This window comes from Verrucomicrobiia bacterium, from assembly GCA_035495615.1.
Taxonomy (GTDB): Bacteria; Omnitrophota; Omnitrophia; order Omnitrophales; family Aquincolibacteriaceae; genus DATJFP01.
The window spans coordinates 1-16,367 of sequence record DATJFP010000068.1; the positions used below are offsets into that span (position 1 = coordinate 1).

Annotated in this window: 20 protein-coding genes; all 20 read right to left on the reverse strand. The window is 55.7% G+C overall.

All coding sequences use genetic code 11. The features are described from left to right. A partial coding sequence (locus VL688_08215; GenBank protein HTL48025.1) for an MEDS domain-containing protein occupies positions 1 to 527 on the reverse strand: 527 nt, incomplete at its 3' end. Between the two features lie 174 nt (positions 528 to 701). After that, positions 702 to 1,718, reverse strand: a complete 1,017-nt coding sequence (locus tag VL688_08220) for a methyltransferase (GenBank protein ID HTL48026.1) — start codon at positions 1,716 to 1,718, stop codon at positions 702 to 704. A 25-nt stretch (positions 1,719 to 1,743) separates the two neighbouring features. Further along, positions 1,744 to 2,664, reverse strand: coding sequence for a hypothetical protein (locus VL688_08225; protein ID HTL48027.1), 921 nt, complete (start codon positions 2,662 to 2,664; stop codon positions 1,744 to 1,746). A 102-nt stretch (positions 2,665 to 2,766) separates the two neighbouring features. Continuing rightward, positions 2,767 to 3,498 (reverse strand): hypothetical protein, encoded by a 732-nt coding sequence (locus VL688_08230; protein HTL48028.1) that lies wholly within the window; start codon positions 3,496 to 3,498, stop codon positions 2,767 to 2,769. A gap of 4 nt (positions 3,499 to 3,502) precedes the next feature. Next, a complete protein-coding gene (locus VL688_08235; protein HTL48029.1) occupies positions 3,503 to 3,865 on the reverse strand; it encodes a YciI family protein in 363 nt (120 codons plus the stop codon). Positions 3,866 to 3,876: 11 nt separating this feature from the next. Continuing rightward, positions 3,877 to 4,275: a hypothetical protein gene (locus VL688_08240; protein ID HTL48030.1), complete on the reverse strand. Its 399-nt coding sequence runs from the start codon at positions 4,273 to 4,275 to the stop codon at positions 3,877 to 3,879. A gap of 73 nt (positions 4,276 to 4,348) precedes the next feature. Continuing rightward, entirely contained in the window at positions 4,349 to 4,999 is a 651-nt protein-coding gene (locus VL688_08245) for a dihydrofolate reductase family protein (protein HTL48031.1), read from the reverse strand. Positions 5,000 to 5,176: 177 nt separating this feature from the next. After that, complete coding sequence (locus tag VL688_08250) at positions 5,177 to 5,755, reverse strand: DUF5666 domain-containing protein (GenBank protein HTL48032.1); 579 nt, start codon at positions 5,753 to 5,755, stop codon at positions 5,177 to 5,179. 226 nt (positions 5,756 to 5,981) lie between these two features. After that, on the reverse strand, positions 5,982 to 6,476 hold the full coding sequence (gene tpx, locus VL688_08255) for a thiol peroxidase (protein ID HTL48033.1): 495 nt from the start codon (positions 6,474 to 6,476) through the stop codon (positions 5,982 to 5,984). An 86-nt stretch (positions 6,477 to 6,562) separates the two neighbouring features. Further along, positions 6,563 to 6,976 (reverse strand): hypothetical protein, encoded by a 414-nt coding sequence (locus tag VL688_08260; protein HTL48034.1) that lies wholly within the window; start codon positions 6,974 to 6,976, stop codon positions 6,563 to 6,565. 49 nt (positions 6,977 to 7,025) lie between these two features. Further along, positions 7,026 to 8,483, reverse strand: a complete 1,458-nt coding sequence (locus tag VL688_08265) for a hypothetical protein (protein ID HTL48035.1) — start codon at positions 8,481 to 8,483, stop codon at positions 7,026 to 7,028. 156 nt (positions 8,484 to 8,639) lie between these two features. After that, positions 8,640 to 9,737, reverse strand: coding sequence for a hypothetical protein (locus VL688_08270; protein ID HTL48036.1), 1,098 nt, complete (start codon positions 9,735 to 9,737; stop codon positions 8,640 to 8,642). Positions 9,738 to 9,878: 141 nt separating this feature from the next. Then, complete coding sequence (locus tag VL688_08275) at positions 9,879 to 10,409, reverse strand: hypothetical protein (GenBank protein HTL48037.1); 531 nt, start codon at positions 10,407 to 10,409, stop codon at positions 9,879 to 9,881. A 15-nt stretch (positions 10,410 to 10,424) separates the two neighbouring features. After that, a complete protein-coding gene (locus VL688_08280) occupies positions 10,425 to 11,600 on the reverse strand; it encodes a radical SAM protein (protein ID HTL48038.1) in 1,176 nt (391 codons plus the stop codon). Between the two features lie 34 nt (positions 11,601 to 11,634). Then, a complete protein-coding gene (locus VL688_08285) occupies positions 11,635 to 12,057 on the reverse strand; it encodes a hypothetical protein (protein HTL48039.1) in 423 nt (140 codons plus the stop codon). Positions 12,058 to 12,411: 354 nt separating this feature from the next. Next, a complete protein-coding gene (locus tag VL688_08290) occupies positions 12,412 to 12,885 on the reverse strand; it encodes a GyrI-like domain-containing protein (protein ID HTL48040.1) in 474 nt (157 codons plus the stop codon). A 439-nt stretch (positions 12,886 to 13,324) separates the two neighbouring features. After that, on the reverse strand, positions 13,325 to 13,561 hold the full coding sequence (locus VL688_08295; GenBank protein HTL48041.1) for a hypothetical protein: 237 nt from the start codon (positions 13,559 to 13,561) through the stop codon (positions 13,325 to 13,327). Positions 13,562 to 13,800: 239 nt separating this feature from the next. Further along, on the reverse strand, positions 13,801 to 14,727 hold the full coding sequence (locus VL688_08300; protein ID HTL48042.1) for a hypothetical protein: 927 nt from the start codon (positions 14,725 to 14,727) through the stop codon (positions 13,801 to 13,803). Between the two features lie 145 nt (positions 14,728 to 14,872). Next, entirely contained in the window at positions 14,873 to 15,727 is an 855-nt protein-coding gene (locus VL688_08305; GenBank protein HTL48043.1) for a hypothetical protein, read from the reverse strand. Positions 15,728 to 15,806: 79 nt separating this feature from the next. Beyond that, positions 15,807 to 16,367 (reverse strand): hypothetical protein (locus VL688_08310; GenBank protein ID HTL48044.1); only part of this gene is annotated, 561 nt, incomplete at its 5' end.

Below are 16,367 nucleotides of genomic sequence, written 5' to 3' on the forward strand. Positions count from 1 at the left end.
ATCGCATTGTGCGCCGTTAAGGAGCGGCAGAGACAGTCGTGCTCGAAGACGTTGCAATTGTACTGACAAAGCCCGGTCAATTTCTGCCCCGTGAAAAATTTATCCAGCACGGCTTCGTAATGCGCCAGCTTGCCCATGTCGATGTCCGACCCGAGCTCCCAGATCACGTCGCCTGCCGCGCGCAGCCCGGCGAATCCCGCCTTGAGCGCGCCCTTCACGCCTTTTTCCAAAAGCCCGATCATGTTGGCGCCGTCAAAACGCCCGTCCACCAAATGATGGCGCTCGGAACTCAGCTGCAGCGCGCCGCGCGAGGCTTCGCGCTCGACATCGAGAACATGGCTCAACTGCCGTTTCAGAGCGGCCAGCGTCAAAGGATCGGCCAGGTACAGACAGCGTTCGTTCCTTTCCAGGCCGATCTTGATAAATTCAATGGTGATGGGAATGGCGACTTCGATATTCTTGTAAAAGAGGCAGGCGTGATGGCCCTGCGCGAGGGACTGCAGTTTGGATTTGTAGTCAGCGCCCAAATGACCATCCTGAATTAAGCAGACATTGGCTGATTCGCTGTGCATTTTATGCTGACACGGGGATGCGGTGTATCCGGGTTTCCCCTACAAAAAGGGGGTTTTTTGACGAAAAGCAGACTTTTTCCCCGTTTTTAGGACTTGCGGAGGCGCGTCCTGGAGAATGCGGTGAGCGTCTTACTTAATGCCGACGACCATGGAGTCGGGCCCCACGAGATGTTCGACGCGCGTTTCGCGGAAGCCCGCTTCTTTCATCCAGCGGCTGCAGTCCGCGCCCGTATAATCGAAACCGCCCGGAGTTTCGATCAGCATGTTGAGGCTCATGAGAAGGCCGAAGGCATTTTTCGAACGGTCATCGTCGATCAGCGCCTCGAACACGAGAAACGCGCCGCCCGTCGGAAGCGCATCGTAGGCCTTGCGGATCAAAATCTTTTTCTGCTCCAGGTTCCAGTCATGGAGGATGTGTCCCATCACCACCACGTCCGCCTTAGGCAGCGGGTCCTTGAAAAAATCGCCGCTCTCGAACCGGATGCGGCCGGCAAGGCCGAAAGAATTTACGTACTCTTCAAAAAGCGGCCGCACCACAGCCAGATCATAGCCGATTCCCGTCAGGTGCGGGTGGTTCGTGGCCACGCGAACCGGAAGGCAGCCCTCCGCCGCGCCCACGTCCACGAACGTTTTGTAGTTCCGCCAGGGAAACTGCGCGGCAATGCGGTTGGCGATTTCCATGCTGATGCCGGTCATGGCCTGGAGGAATTCCTTGAGCCGAGCCGCGTCCGCGTACATCTTCTCGAACGCGTCATCTTCCACGGCCTGGTCCTTCTGCGGCTTGCCTGCGCGCAGGGCGTCGGTCAAAGTCCCCCAGGACGCATAAAGCCGGTTATTGGACATCTCCAAAATCCCTCCGATATAGGAAGGCTTGGCCTTGTCCAGGAACCAGCCGGTTTCCTCGGTGTTGCGGTACTTGCCGTTTTCGCGGCCGAGCATGCCGAGCGCGACAAGCGCGTCGAAAAAATCCGGGGCGCTGCGCAGGTTGATGCCGAGCTTTTGCGCAAGAGACGCCGCGTCCGCCGGCCCCTTGGCCAATTCTGTAAAAAGCCCCAGCTCGACCGCGGAGAGCAAAGTCTTCGAGGCCCAGAATCCCAGCCCCAGCTGCATGATGCTGCCGTGCGAAAGTTCTTTTTCCGTTTTCATGATGCTCCTTAGAAAGGATTGCGGATCAGTGAGACAAAAAGCCCGTATCGCTGCCGTTGACCTTGAGACCCCATTGCTTTTCCAGATGACCGACCAGCTCGTCGATCTTCGCGAGCAGATGCGCGGCGTCGGTTTTCGAAAACGTGATCGGGGCGCCGTCCCGTTTTTTCCCGTTCCTGTGTACAAGATCGTGGCGCTCGAAAACGTAACGATGAAGCTCGTTCATGTCCGCGGGAAAATCGATGTCGAACGTGCTCTTGTAGAGGGACTTGGCCTTGGGCAGATTGTGCCAATGCGTGTTCACGAGGTACGCCTTCACGTCGGGCTCCAGAGTTTCCAGCTTCGCGTACACTTCCGCGACCGAGATCTGCATGTTCTGGAAATCGTGGTTCCCCTCGACGAATTTCCGCACGTAGCTTTTGTGTTTGAAGAGATGGTAGATGAACGCGTCGCCCAGATACGTTTCGAGGACGGTCATGGCCTGCGTGAAAATCATTTTCAAGAGCGCGGGCTTGGGCGTACCGGGCGGAAGCCCGTCCACGAGCTCGCGGATTTCCTGCATCCCGCGCTTGTAAGATTCCAGATAAACGCCGCTGGACGTGATCGCGTCGCCGACAAAATCTTCGAGATCTTCGGCGTTCGGCCTGCCGGACCACATCGCGCATTTCGAGGCGAGCTCGTGCGCGAGCACGTCGATCGCCGTATCGTTCGCGATCCCGCCGAATTCCGCTTCCAGCTCTTCGTCCGCGTAATAGGGCCCGCCCCAGATAAACCGGTAGCGCTCTTCCCCGTTCCCCGCCGGGCATTGCTCCGCCGGGTCCGCGAAATTTTCCATAAACCATTTCCTCATGACCTCGGACTGCTCCTCCTTCGCATACTTCGTAAACTGCTCGCGCGTCGGGGCGTTCGAGTCACTCGGAAACCAGCGAAAAGCGGCTACTGCCATGAGGCCTCCTAAAGGGGGCTATTTTAACCCGGGACCTTTGTGAAATGCAATTCTGTCCGGAGAATTTTAACTTACGGCGGGGCAATCCCTTAGGAGGAAAGGTCAGCCCGCGATGCTGTGGCAATACTGGCTCCCGGCCGAGCAGGCATTCAAACACCGGTTGCCGTCATCGGAGGTTTCTTTGTAGTCGCCGTCCACCTTTTCCACGTCCGGGCATTCGGCCGCGCAGGAGAAGAAGGAGGCGTTGCATCCCGCGGGAGGCGAGGCCTCTTTCTGGCAGCCCGGCACGCCCGCCGCGCAGGCCTTGCGGCATTTTTCCGGAAAGACCGCGTCGTCCAGCGGCGAACCATTGGCCACGCACGTCGTCTCGCACGCAAGCCGGGCTTCCGCGCAGCCCTCGAAAGCGCCGGATCTTTTCCGGGGCTCGGGCGCCGCGGTCTGCGTTTTCTCGCAGCCGGTCTTGCCCTCTTTGCAGGACATCGCGCATTGGTAAAAGGCATTCGTGCCCAGAAGCTCACTGCCCGAAGGCTGCTCCGCGACCGTCGACGGACATCCGCCGCCGCAATGATAATAAAAAGACGAGCAGGCATTTTTCGAATCCTGTTCCCGGCAGGATTCCAGGCCCGCGGTGCAGGACGTTTCGCATTTCTCTTTGAAATCCGACTGCTCGACGGGCTGTCCCTGCTCCATGTTGAAAATCCCGCTCTGCCCGCATTGCGCTTTGCACTGCGTGAACGCGGTTTCGCAATCCGCCGCCTGCGCGGAAGCCCTCGGAATCGCGGCTGCGCCCAGCAGAAGGAAAAGCGCCAGGATTTTACAAGGATGCCCGTTCATGGATTTATTCGAAGTCCTCCGCCTCGAAGATCTGCCGGATTTCGATTTCGGCTTCTTCGCCGGGCATAGGATTGGGGCATTTTTTGACCCAATCGATGGCTTCCTGAAGCGACTTGCATTTCCAAATCCAAAAGCCGGCGGTCGTATCGTTCGTCAGCGGGAACGGCCCGTGCGCCACCGTGCGCTTGTCGCCCGAGAACTTCACGCGCGCGCCTTTAGACGTGGCCTGAAGACCTTCCCCGGCCTGCATGATCCCGGCTTTCATCAGCTCTTCATTATACTTCCCCATTTCCGCGAGCAGCTGCGGGCTGGGCAGGACTCCCGCTTCCGAATTTTTGCCGGCCTTCACGATCACCATGAAACGCATATCCCCTCCTTTTATGAATGCGCCTGCAGCACCGCTTCTTTTGCCTTCCTGGCCTGCTCGAGCGCGGTATCTTTCTCTTCCACGGCTTTCTTCATCGCGGCCGCACGTTCTTCACCCTTGAGGTTCTTGGCGGCTTTCTTGGCCTGCTTGAACTTCTCCAGGGCGTCTTTCTTGGCCGCTTTATAGGCCTCTTCCGCCTGCTTCCTCTGGTCCTTTGACGCTTCCTTCGCGTTTTTCCATGCTTGGTGCGCTTCGTGCTTTTTATTTTGGGCTGCCTCTTTGGCCTCTTCCCAATCTGCGCGGTGCTCCGCTTTCATTTCCGCGTTGCCGTGTTCCTTCGCAAAGGCGTTTGGGAGCGCAAGGCCGATCATCAGCGCCGCAAGTACAGGCCATTTTATCGTGGGTTTCATTTTTTTCTCCTCTTGTGCAGCATTCGTTCGGGTTGAGTTCATGGATTCCTCATACGGCCCTGCAAAGGGTATTTTATTTCGATTTTTTCACGAGGATATGCGATACGTTTTCCGACGGCACCTGTTCGACGCTGCGGTACCCCAATTTGTTCAAATCAAGACCGGTAAAGATATTTTCTCCGCCTCCGAGAAAGACCGGGGCCACGGCAAAATGGATTTCGTCGATCAGCCCGGCCTCGAGGTATTGCCTCAAAGTGGAAACCCCTCCGCCGATCCGCACGTCCTTGCTTCCGGCCGCATCCTTGGCTTTTTTAAGGGCTTCTTCGATTCCGCCGGTGACGAAATAAAAAATCGTTCCGCCTTTCATCTCGATCGGCGCGCGCGCGTGATGCGTGAGCACAAAAACCGGCACGTGATACGGCGGCTCGTCGCCCCACCAGCCTTTCCATGAATCGTCTTTCCACGGCCCGCGCACCGGCCCGAACATGTTGCGCCCTAAAATCCATGCGCCGACATTTTCAAAACCGCGGATCACGAAGTCATTGTCGAGGCCGGTCGTACCGCCTGTTTTTCCCAAAACCTGTTCCTGGAAATTCTTCGTCGGAAAAACCCATTGATGAAGCTCCGCGCCGCGGACGCCCAAAGGATTGTTGAGGCTTTGCTGCGGACCGGCTCCGTAGCCGTCGAGAGAGATGCTGAAGCATGCGACACGTACTTTACCCATGGCTAGCCCGCCCAGGAGAGGAAAATGTTTTTTAATCGGAACTCCGCGAATTTGAGATTTATTATACCCGGCAGGGTGGAAAGGTCACTCAAAAAGGAGGAGGGAGAATGCGGCGGTACCGGCCTCTCAGGGGGCAGGTTCAAGTCCTGTCCCCCGGAGAAGCCGTCTTCATATTTTTTATCTCTTCGTAATTTCCGTCGCCGTCCAGACGTCGCTGCTGTTTTTTCTATTGGCTTCGACGCTGATCCGGTCGCCGTCATTGAGCTTGTCCAAAGATTCGGCGCCGTTGTATTTCGTATCGCCGTTCACGGAAAGCCTGACTTTTTCTTCCTGGCCCGACTGCGCCGAATCGCGCTTCACGGTAAGCGTTTTCGCGCTTTTGTCGAGATCCTCGATCTTGCCCAGGATATTGTTGTCCTCCAGGGCGCCATTGGAGGAAGATTCCCCGCTCTTGCGCTCCACCTCCGTGGCGCGCCAGTCCTTGCCTTCATTGTTCTGATTGGCTTCGACCCGGACGTCATTGCCCACTTCCAGATCGGCCAGAGACTTTGCGCCGCCTTTATACTTCGTGTCATTCGTCACGAACATGTTCACGGTTTCCTCGGCCTTGGTTTTCGGGCTGATGCGGCTCAGGCTCAGGATATTCTCATTCTGATTCACCTGAGTCAATTTGCCCTCGATCACTTCCGAATAAGCCGTTCCCGAATAAACCAGCGTCACGATCCCCAGCATCAACAGCAGCTTCGTTTTTTTCATGGCACACTCCTCCTTTTCGGCTCCGCCTCATGCAGATCCAACAGAAGAAAATTTACAATTCTTGTGCCATCCGGGAAGCGCCGGTCCGTGAATGCTTCAAAGGCTTGCGATTAAAAAAGATGCGCCGAAGCGGGGCTTTGTAAGGAAAAAGAAGAGTGAGAGAAAAACGTCCGACTTTCGGACATTCTCCGGACAGAAGAATCAGAATCCGGCGATCGGGAGAAAGTTACGGATGAACGGCTTTCAGCGCCTTCAAGGCGGATTCGTAATTCGGCTGGCGGGCCGTGTCTTTGACATATTCCGCATACACGATCTTGTTCTCCGGATCGATCACGAAAACCGAACGCGACAGCAGCCGGTTTTCTTTCATGAGAACGCCGTAAGACGTGCCGAAGGACGCGTCGCGGTAGTCGGAAAGCGTCTTGATATTCGCAGCGCTCGAGGTCCCGCACCAGCGCTTTTGCGCGAAAGGCAGATCCATGCTGACCACATAGACGGCGACATCCTTCGACAACTTGGCCGCTTCTTCGTCGAACCGTTTCGCCTGAATATCGCAGATCTGTGTATCGAGCGAAACAAGCGTCGTGATCACGCGGTATTTCCCCTTCGAATCGGCGAGCGTCACTTCGGATAAATTATTCGCCGCCAATTTAAAGTCAGGCGCCGCATCCCCCGGCTTGAGCTCAGGCCCCGCCAGGGTGACGCTTCCGGCCTTGAACACGACTTCCCGCTTCGCGTCTTCGGCATGGGCATTGAGGCTTCCCAAAACCGAAAGGCCCAAAAGAAAAATCAAACCTGGATTTTGCCTCACGCCGCCGGCGTCCAGCCCGTATCAATGGCTGTTTTATCGACCTGCTTCTGCTTCGCCAGCCGGGCCTGCGCATCGTCCAGGGTTTTCGAGGCGTAACAAGTGATGCTCTGGTCGCCATACGAAGGATTTTCCGTGTAGCCGTATTTTTCCTGGAGGAATTTATAAAAGGAAGCGCGGGCCGGATTCAAATTCACATCGCCCATGAAAGCGCCGGTATAGTACCTTTTCTCGGGGCTTGTCGATTCATCCGGCATGGGATGGCTGGGATCAATGGCCGTGCAGTAAACGGGCGTCGGCCCTGCCACGGGCCCGGTGTAGGCCACTTCCCCGGCCTTAGCAAAGGGAAGGACCAGCATCCCGGAAACAAAGAGAAGAGAAAAAGCCGCGAGTGATTTTTTGATTCGGACCATGATGTTCTCCTTTTTGATGTTCAAAACAATCCGGGGGGACTGTCCTTTATTACTGGCCATACTTGACTTGCGAATTCTTGGCACCGTTTTCCATGAAATCAAGGGACTCGCATTCGGTCATGATCTTGTTGTGCAGGGAAGAGGCCGCGGCGTTTATTTCCTGCTGATCGCCGCTTGAGAGAAAACGCATCCAGCCCTGCGGATCCGCGGAAGCGGCCGGCGCGGCTTCGTCCCGGCCTTGCTCTCCGGCGGCGACATACGCGCTGATCCACGCTTCCAGCTCCTGGTGGTCTTGCGGAGCGGCCGTCATGCGCTTGCTCATGAGTTTCCTCGCGATCTCGTGCGCGCGAAATCCTTTTTGCCGGTCAAAACACTCCAGGGTTCCGCTCTTCTGCAGATAATCGGCCTGGGTTGCCGAACCGGGAGCATAGGCCTTCGGCGTAAACGGGCGCGCGGCAAGCCATGCCTGGACCTCGGCGTCAACCGCCCCGGAATCCACGGCCTGAGGATGGGCGCGCTCCGCGGCGCGGCGGGCATGCATGTCCGCCAGTTCCTGCGACCGGCTTTGCGAAACCGGGGCCATCTGGCCTCCGGTCGCGGAATTCATGCAGTCCGCCCTCGCCTGGCTTCCGGCCGCCATGGCTTCCTGGTTCACGGCTACTTGCTCCTGCGGCGTAAAGCGCATCATGTACCGCATCGGATTACGCGGATCCGCGGAAACCGGCATGGCCCTGCCATCCCCATTCTGCGCGGCCCGCAGCACGGCGATGTCTTCCTGCCATTCTTTGCGTTCCGCATCGGGAAGACCGGCGGCATCCATTTTCTGCTGCAGCTTGTCGGCCATCAGTTTCCAGCGCAGCCCCGCGTTCGAGGCCGCACAATTTTTATAGGATTCAACGGGCGTGGGCGCTGCCGGGAGCGGCGTTCCGTGAAGCAGGTCCGGCAGCGCGACGTGCGTGTCAATCGGCGCATGCGCCGGGCGTCCCGAGGGATCCCCGAACTGCGACATGCCGCCAAACTGATACTCGCACTTGTCGTGGACTTCGCCGACGAACTGATTGGTGGCGCCGTTGATCTCCTGCTGTTCCGCATCGGTCAGCAGCAGCATGTAGCGCTGCGGATTCCGCGGATCGGGAGCCGGGACGCGCTGGCCGCCCGCGGTCGCGTTGAGCCACGCGATGTCTTCCTGCGCGGTCTTCTGGTCCCCGGCAGAAAGCGAAGGAAGCTTGCGCTGCAGCACCTGCGCGGTGAGGTTCTCGTGGATGCCGTACGTCTGCGCCATGCACCTGGGCATATCGTCATTGACCGTTGTCGCGTTATGCGCGGCCGGGAGAAAACCGCCGCCGAACGTTCCGGCCTGCGGCGCATTCGACGCGGGCTGAGGTCCCGAATTCTGGGCCGCGTTCTGGGCCGCCTGTTTGATCTGATCGAGCAGTCCCGCGGAAGCCGCGGCGGGAAGTGAAAGAATGAGGGCGCTAAAGATGAGCCCTTGTGCCAGGGTCTTCATGATCTCCTCCGGTTATAAATCCGTTCGATCGAAAGCGGAACGGATCGGAATGCAGCATGACAGGTACCGTTGCTAAGGCGGGATATATTCTACAAAAAGAGGGGCGATCAGGCTCGCTTTTTTTACAGGGGTCCCCGGCCGCTCCTGGAGGCTATTCTAGGCGATCGGCGGAAAATCAAATTCCAATTCGCTGAAGGTGCCCTCATCGTCCGAAACCACAATGGACCCGGAAACCGCGCTGACGATGCCGTTGGGATGGTCCGGATCGTAGCGCAGGATGGCATTGATATTGATGGTCACATGCAGCCCGCCGTCGATGAGGTCCCGGATCTCTTCGGGAAGCTCATTGTAAATGTCGGCGTTCGTGTGGGAATCGACGACGAACTGGACGGAAACCAGCACGCCGGCCTGCGACTGCAGGACTTGGTCCCAACTCAAATCGTGAGGATCGCGCATGTACTCCCGCATGCCGATGAACGGCACGGCGTCTATAAACTCCTCGATGTCGTCCCAACCGAGAACATCCGAAACGGCTTTCGTGATCTCGTCATACGTATCGCTGGGAACTCCCGGAGGCGGCACCACGGAATTCGGATTTCCATCAAAATCAATCTGGACCGTGCCGCCGTAAAGCCCGATTTGAAATTCTTCCTCCTCGCGCGCCCTGTCCCGTTCGATGATCGCATCCACGAGAGCCTGGAGGTCCTCCGCCGATCCGCTCACATACACGCACATTTGCCCGTTGATCATGCGCTGGTCTAAAACGTACTTCCCGGGAAGATTCGCGATAAAAGATTGAATGTCGGCCTGCACGGCGTCGATCGAAGCGCCGGGATGCGGAAAAAACGCCAGGCCCACAAAGACGCCATTGTTATCCACGTGCTGGTAAATGTCATAGCCGTGCCGTACGGGCTCCTGGTCCCCGAAATTCTCCGAGAAAATTTTCGCGGCCATCTGCCCGATTTGCTGCCCCGCGGCGACGACCGCTTTTTGAACTTCCGGCGGCAGATCGGCCTTTTGCAAAGGCTGCTCCCCGTTTTCCATTTTGGCGTTTTCGGGGACTTCCTTTTGCGGTTCGAGCGGAACCGGGGCCGCCTCTTCCTTCGGAGCGGCTTCATCGATGCTGACGACCGGCTGCTCCTGAATCACTTCCGGGACGGAACCCTCCGCCGGTAATCCGGCATATAAAGGAAGATCAGCGGCAACAAGCAGGAAAAAAATGGCGAGCGCGGATTTGCTCCAAAGCATTTTCATGAGGCCCCCTTGGACGACCCAAAATCTAAAACAAAGATAAACGCCGCAAGGGGGAATTACAATTTCAGGAAGGAAATAGCACGGCTTTGGCGGGAACTTGCTTTGGGAAAGATAGCCTTGTCAGTTTTACCGCATTCCCCCTTATTTGATAAAAAGGACGAGCGCGTAAAAAAGCGGGAAAAAGGCCAGCACGAAAAAAAACAGGGCGGTTCTGTAGGCGAGCTCCGTCACGCGGACATGCGCCTTGATGGATTTTTTTATTTTTTCATAAGCCGGCGTGTCGATGAAAAGCTGGCCCGCTTTCCTGACCGTCCCGCTCTCCTCGTCCTCCCACTCCCTCTGCAAAGCCTCCAGCTCGAGGCTGTCGAAGAGATACTTGACCGACCACCGCCATTTATAAACCACGGCGGCCGAGATCGAAACAAAAAAACCGAGGACGCTGGCTTCGAGGCACTTCACCATGACGGCGCTGAAATAAGGCGGCACGGTCTTCCGGTTATCGACGAGCTGGGAGATCGAAAAATACATGGCCCCCACCGCGAAAAGGGCGATCCACCGGATAAAATCGTCCCGCTCCTTCCATATATAATCGTAACTCTCTTTGAGCTTGCGCCCGAATTTATCGGAGCCGCTTTCCGGCACGCTCGGGGTCGTCGCTGCGTCATGGGCCATAAATCATTTTCCTTTTTAGAATTTTTTTTGCACGAAAAGAAAAGCGCGATGGCAGAAGCGGCCGAAACTCCGCGGGGCAATCGCGCGGATGAGGCAACCCGCTTTCGCCCAGAGGCCGGCTCCCCACCGGTAAAAACGAAGCTTCCAGCGGAAACGTCCCACGGGAATCAGGCGGCGGCGCGTGCAGATTTGACAGGCCGGGGCGAGCCGTCCGTCGAGAAGCTGACCGCGGAGGCGGCGGAACGGTTCATTATTGAGCAGCTCCTCCAGTCCGGAGGTTTCCTCCAGCCGCGTGATGGGCGGATGCATGCAGCAGGGCGCGACCTGCCCGTCGGCCTTGGCCAAAAAAGTCACCCACGGATCGAAACAGTCCCGCGTCATGCCCTGATTTTTTCCGGAGCCGGCCGCGGGGCTCGCCTCAGAAAAAACGGACGGCGCAGGCGGAACGCTTACGGATTCCAGCAGCGAATCCTGGATGAAAGTTTCGCGGCCGCTTTTTTTTACGATTTCCTGCGTCTTTTCCAGAACGGTCCGGGCTTCGGCCCGCTGAGGTTCCGGAAGATGATCCAGCGGCCGGGCGCGGAAGATGCCGGGCCGGTCTTCATAGGCGGCCAGGGTATGCATGTTGAAACTCTGCACCCCGCGCCGCACGCCTTCCTCCGCCCACTCCGGCAGGTGCCAGACGCTGACATCGGAAACCACGGCATTCCATGCCCAGTAGGGATGACGGCCCGTGCGCGCCGAGACCGATTGAATGCGCTCCATATTACGGAAGAAAAGATCGAGCCGTCCGTGGCGCCGGAGGCGGGAGAAGAGTTCCGGATCCACGGTGTCGCAGCTGGCGTTCAAGGCATGAAAATCCGCCAGGGTCTCGACTTCCGGTTCCGTGAGCGGCTTGGAAAGGTTGGTGTTCAGCATGAGCTGCAAGCCTTCCTGCTGAAGCTCGCGGCAGAGGCGGTCCCAATCGCGGACCAGGGTGGTCTCGCCATGCCCGCTCACCATCACAAAAAAAGTGCCGCGCCGCTTGAGATCCTCGACAAGGTCCGCGAACCGGCCCAGGTCGAAATCCTGTCCGTGATATCCCGGCTTGCTGACCGCGCAGTAAACACAGCTCAGATTGCAGCGGGAAGTCAGTTCGAGATGGGCGTAATGCGTGTAATCGGACAAGAGCAGGCGGTCCATGCGGCGCATTATAACACACGCTTTCTCAAAGGGACTGCTCCCCTTATTGCGCCTGGTAAGTCCAGCCCGTCTCGATCGTGCCTTCCGGGTTCAGTTGTTTGCCCGGTTTCATGCGGGCTTGTTCCACGCTCTCGGCTTCTTCCCTGCTGTTCAGTCCCGTGCACTGGATGCTGTTGTCGAAAGTCGTGGGGTCCTGGGCATAAGCATAGGCTTTTTGAAGAAATTTGGCATACGCGCCGCGGACGGGATTGAGGCTATTCCCTTCCGCCTCAAATACGCCCGAGAAAAACGCTTTGCCCTTGGTTGATGCCGGGGTGGGATCTTCCATGGCCGTGCAAAAATAATATCCCATGGACGGTTTCACCGGGCCGGATGCGATGCTGTCGGAAGCCAAGGATGACGGGACGGCGCGAACCACGAAAAGAAACGCGAAGATTGCGGAAGAATTTAAAAGAATGCGGCGCATGTTTTCTCCTTAGTTTTTTAGAGATTCGGCCAGCGAACCGAATCTGCAAAAGGCGAAACATAATCACACGGTTCTGGGGATTATGTTTCGCCGCGCGTGAACTCCAATGCCACGGGGACCTCCCTGGGGACTGTCCCCTTAATTTTTTAATTAAGGGCCCTATTTTCTTCGTATTCCCCCTTAAGGACAACCCTAAAATGATCTTCCCGTGAATTTCTTAAATCTTACCGGGGAAATCAGTTGGAAAGACCTTTTTGCCCGAAGCCCTTGAAGGATTAGCCTCGATAAGCGGGCCGGACGGATGGAATTTGGACCTTTGGAAGGGGTACCCAGCCAAACCGCCGAAGGTACCGTTCATAGAAAAACGCAGCACTCGAATTCTCCCTCCGGATCATTGCGGTCATAGCCGGAATGGAAAATAAACAGTTCGAAATTCTTTGAGATGGATTCTTGCGACGCCGGCAGCCAATTCCGGAGCATCTCGATGATGGTATCGCCCGCAGTCTCCGGCGGCCCCTTGTGGGTAAACATGGCCCTCCGTCCTTTGGGAAGCTCGAAAGTCACGAGGGATTCCGACAGGCCCTCAAAATCCCGGACCTGGACCAGAGCATGATAGTAGGATTCCCCCACGCGCTCCGCAAGATCGCCCACGATAAGCGCGTACCGCTCCGTCCCGACGCGCGAGTGGAGATCCGAAATGAGCGGCTTCAGCTCCTGCCAGAGAGAGGGAACATTGGTCATGTCGTTACGCGTATTCGAGGAACTGCGGATGAGGGTGCTGAGACCTGCAAACTTCATGGTCTCTCGTTCAACGATGGTTGGATTCATGGATGGTTCTCCCTATCCGGCGAGAGTTGCTCAATTTGCCAGCCGGCTGGGAAATTGAACTATAGGCCCGCCGGAGGGGCGATCGGACCGGCACTTTGCGGGGAGTACAATTTAGGTCTTATTGGAAAAACGATGAAGGGAGGCTGCACTCCCGGAATTATGGGGATTATATCAAGAACGAAGCGGCAGCGGGGTTTTAAAGGGCCGCGCCCCGCGGGAACCGCCCTCTTTACCGGAATGAATAAAAGAACCCGCGCGCAAAAAAATCTTAGGTGCCGCTAATTGAAGCGGCTGAAGGGGTGCCTTTGTTTATCAATTCCGTCCGCCCGGACGGAATTCGAACCTTTGGAACGGTACCGTTACCCTTAATTTTTATTTCGGGGACATTTTTTCCGGCCGGACAAATCCTCCCCTCGATGTGAAATGGGGGACTGTCCCCTTAATTTGCTTGATACGTCCAGCCGGTCTCGATCGTGCCTTCGGGATTGGCCCGTTTCCCCGCGTTCACACGGGCTTCCAGCGTGGACACCGCCATGTCCATGCTGCTTACTCCCGTGAACGTGATCATGGTATTAAAATTCGCCGGATCCTGGACATAAGCGTATTTTTCCTGGAGAAATTTGACATAAGCCTCGCGGACCGGCACAAGGGCTTTGGAAGCATCGCCCTCAACCATAAAGGCGCCGGAATAATACGCCTTCCCTTTGGGATTTGACTCTGTCGGATCTTCCAGGGCCGTGCAAAAATAATATCCTATGGCCGGGGCCACGGGCCTTATGACCGTCTCCCCTGCCAAGGCGGAAGGGATCTTGAAAAAAACCGCTGTGAAGATAAAAAGTATCGAAAAAAAAGCAGCCGTAAATTGACGCATGAATTCTCCTCGTAGGGTTAACATTAATGGGGCCGGTACCGCTTTTATACCGCAATACCGGTGCCTTTTACGAAAGTTTCTTTTCCGATGCCTAACAATCCGCGCGTTGATAGAAAGCTAAGGATTTTGTCTATTTGGCCGTCGTTCTTGCTCAGATTGATGTTATAAAGAGGCCTTATCTTGCAGGCCTTGGTATTGCGAAAACAGTCCCGGTGGAAGGAAAAATCAGATTGAACGATATGAACCGGCACATTGTTTAAAATGGTAATAAATCTCGCCCAAAGATCATCATTAAAAGGGGAAAGATCGGCAAAGGCCCTGTCGAACATCAATTCCGGAAAAAAGGCCGGCCGGTAGAGAATCCCGTTTTTCCCGGTCGGCAAAATATTGAATGGGAAGCTGCTGGCCAGCTGCCTCGCCTCATTTCCGGGGCTTATCAGGTTCCAGCTGAGATAGGGGTTCACTTGTCCGTCAAGAATCTGAATATGCCTGCAGCGGTAGGCGACGATGGAATCGGGCTTATCGAGATGGCCTTTGTACAGATTTAGAATCCAATCGTACGGATAAAGCGTGTCATCGTCGCACGTGATGATAAGCGCCTGCATATCGGTATAATATTCTTTGAGCGTGGGGATTAACTTCGTGTACGGCCCGATGTTTTCCGTGAAAACAATCTTGATCCTGCCCTCCGCTTCAAGCCGCTTTAACCACAACGGAATCTGGCTTCTTTTCAAACCTCTCTTTGCGTCCCCCCGATACGGATCTTCCGAAACAACCAGGCGAATCTCGTCGGCCATGAGGGCTTGATCGAACAAGGTCATGACCATTTTTTTAATGGACCTTATCCGCGCTCCTATGCTTGTAAAACTAACGATAATTTTCTCACGCCTATTTTCTTTTTCCTTTTTTATGCCCTGGGCCGTCTCCCTAGTTTTACGGCGTATCATGATATTGGGGAAAAAGTGTCGCATTTAAGCCAACTCCTGATATTTCTGTTGCCTCTTATTTAAAAACGAACCAAATCGGACCGAATTGCTTGTCAGGGGGACTGTCCCCGTGTCCTGTCCCCATGTCCTGTCCCCGTGTCCTGTCCCTAGGGACTGTCCCCTTTATTTTTTATTTCAAGCTTTCAGCGAGGTCCAACGCCTCGTTCACGTACTTCGAGTGCATGAACCCGCCGTGCGAATGCCCGGGATCGCGCATGAAGCTCTCGATCTTTCCGCCCAACTCCGCCAGTTTTTTCTGCGTGGCGTCCATGCGGTCACAGCAGTTTTGCTGCTCCTTGTCGAGCTCCGAACAATAAAGGATCCAATGCGTGCCGGCAAACGGCTTTTCAACCGCGCTTTCGAGGAAGAGCTTGTTCGGGGGGAAATCCGCTTCCATCGGGCCGGAATTCGAAATCGTCACCGCGAAATACGGCTGGGGCGATTGCCGGTCAAAATAAGTGACCGCGTAGCTGTTGGCGCTGCCCATGCTGTAGCCCTGAAAAATCACGCGCCCGGGCACCGCGCCGCGGCGCTTCAATTCCTGATCGATCCACCGGTAAATGTCATTCGGCTTGGCATAGCCTTCCCATTCAGCGGAGCGGCCGTACCACCATTGCACGGTCAGTATAGCGCAGCGGCGATCCTTGATTTTGGACATCCAAATCTGGAAATCCCGCGTGGCCCATCCCTGATGCCCTCCGAGACTCACGAGCACCCGGTCCTTCTGCGGATCGAAATTTTCAGGCTGCCACCAGACCGTGAAACTGCGATCGTCTTCGGTAGGACGGATCTCCGCGCCCGAAGACACGGCAAATTGATAATCCTCGGCGTCCCGGCTTTTGGCAAGTTCCAAAGTCGATCCCGGTTCTCCCCATGGTCCCGGCCTCATCCCGCCTTGCGGCCGATGCCCGCCCGCCGGCATTTCTCCAAATGCCGCCGGCGTCAAAAGCGCCATCCACAAAAATCCCAGCCAAAATCGTCTCATTGATCGCTCCCCCTTATTGGAATTGCAGGGCCGACAGGCGTTCCAGTAATATTAGGTACCGTTAAATTTCAGCCGCGACTTAAAACTTCATGGACTCTGCGATCATCTCTGATGATTTCCAATGCCAGTGGGTATCGTCATAGTAATAAAGATCCCGCACCCCTGAAACATGCGCTTTATCAAATAGATCTTTAAGATCTATGAAATCGTAGCGTTTCGGCAGCTTTCTTAAAACATCAAAAAAAATGCTGCGCGGGTACGGATTATTGAGAATATGGTCTTGATAAACGGTATATTTATCGGGTGCCGGCATAAAATGAAGCTTGATCCCTTTCTTACTAAGCATTTCCGACAGCGCATTCAAATTGTTATTCAATATTTCAATATTTTCAGGCGAATTTTTATCAAGCCCTATCAGATCCTCTATGTAAAACAAGAGCTTATTCCCTTCTCGATGGCTGAACATGGGCTGGTCCATTTCTCGCACATAAGTTTTAGAAAAGAAGGCATGATCTGAGAATTTATAAAGAAATCGGTAAAACAGAAAGCGAAAGTTGCCCGTATTTAAAAAACCAATTTTAGGATGGCGCCCCCTCTGCTGAGGTTTATTATATTCCCGTTCCAGCTTGGATATATCTTC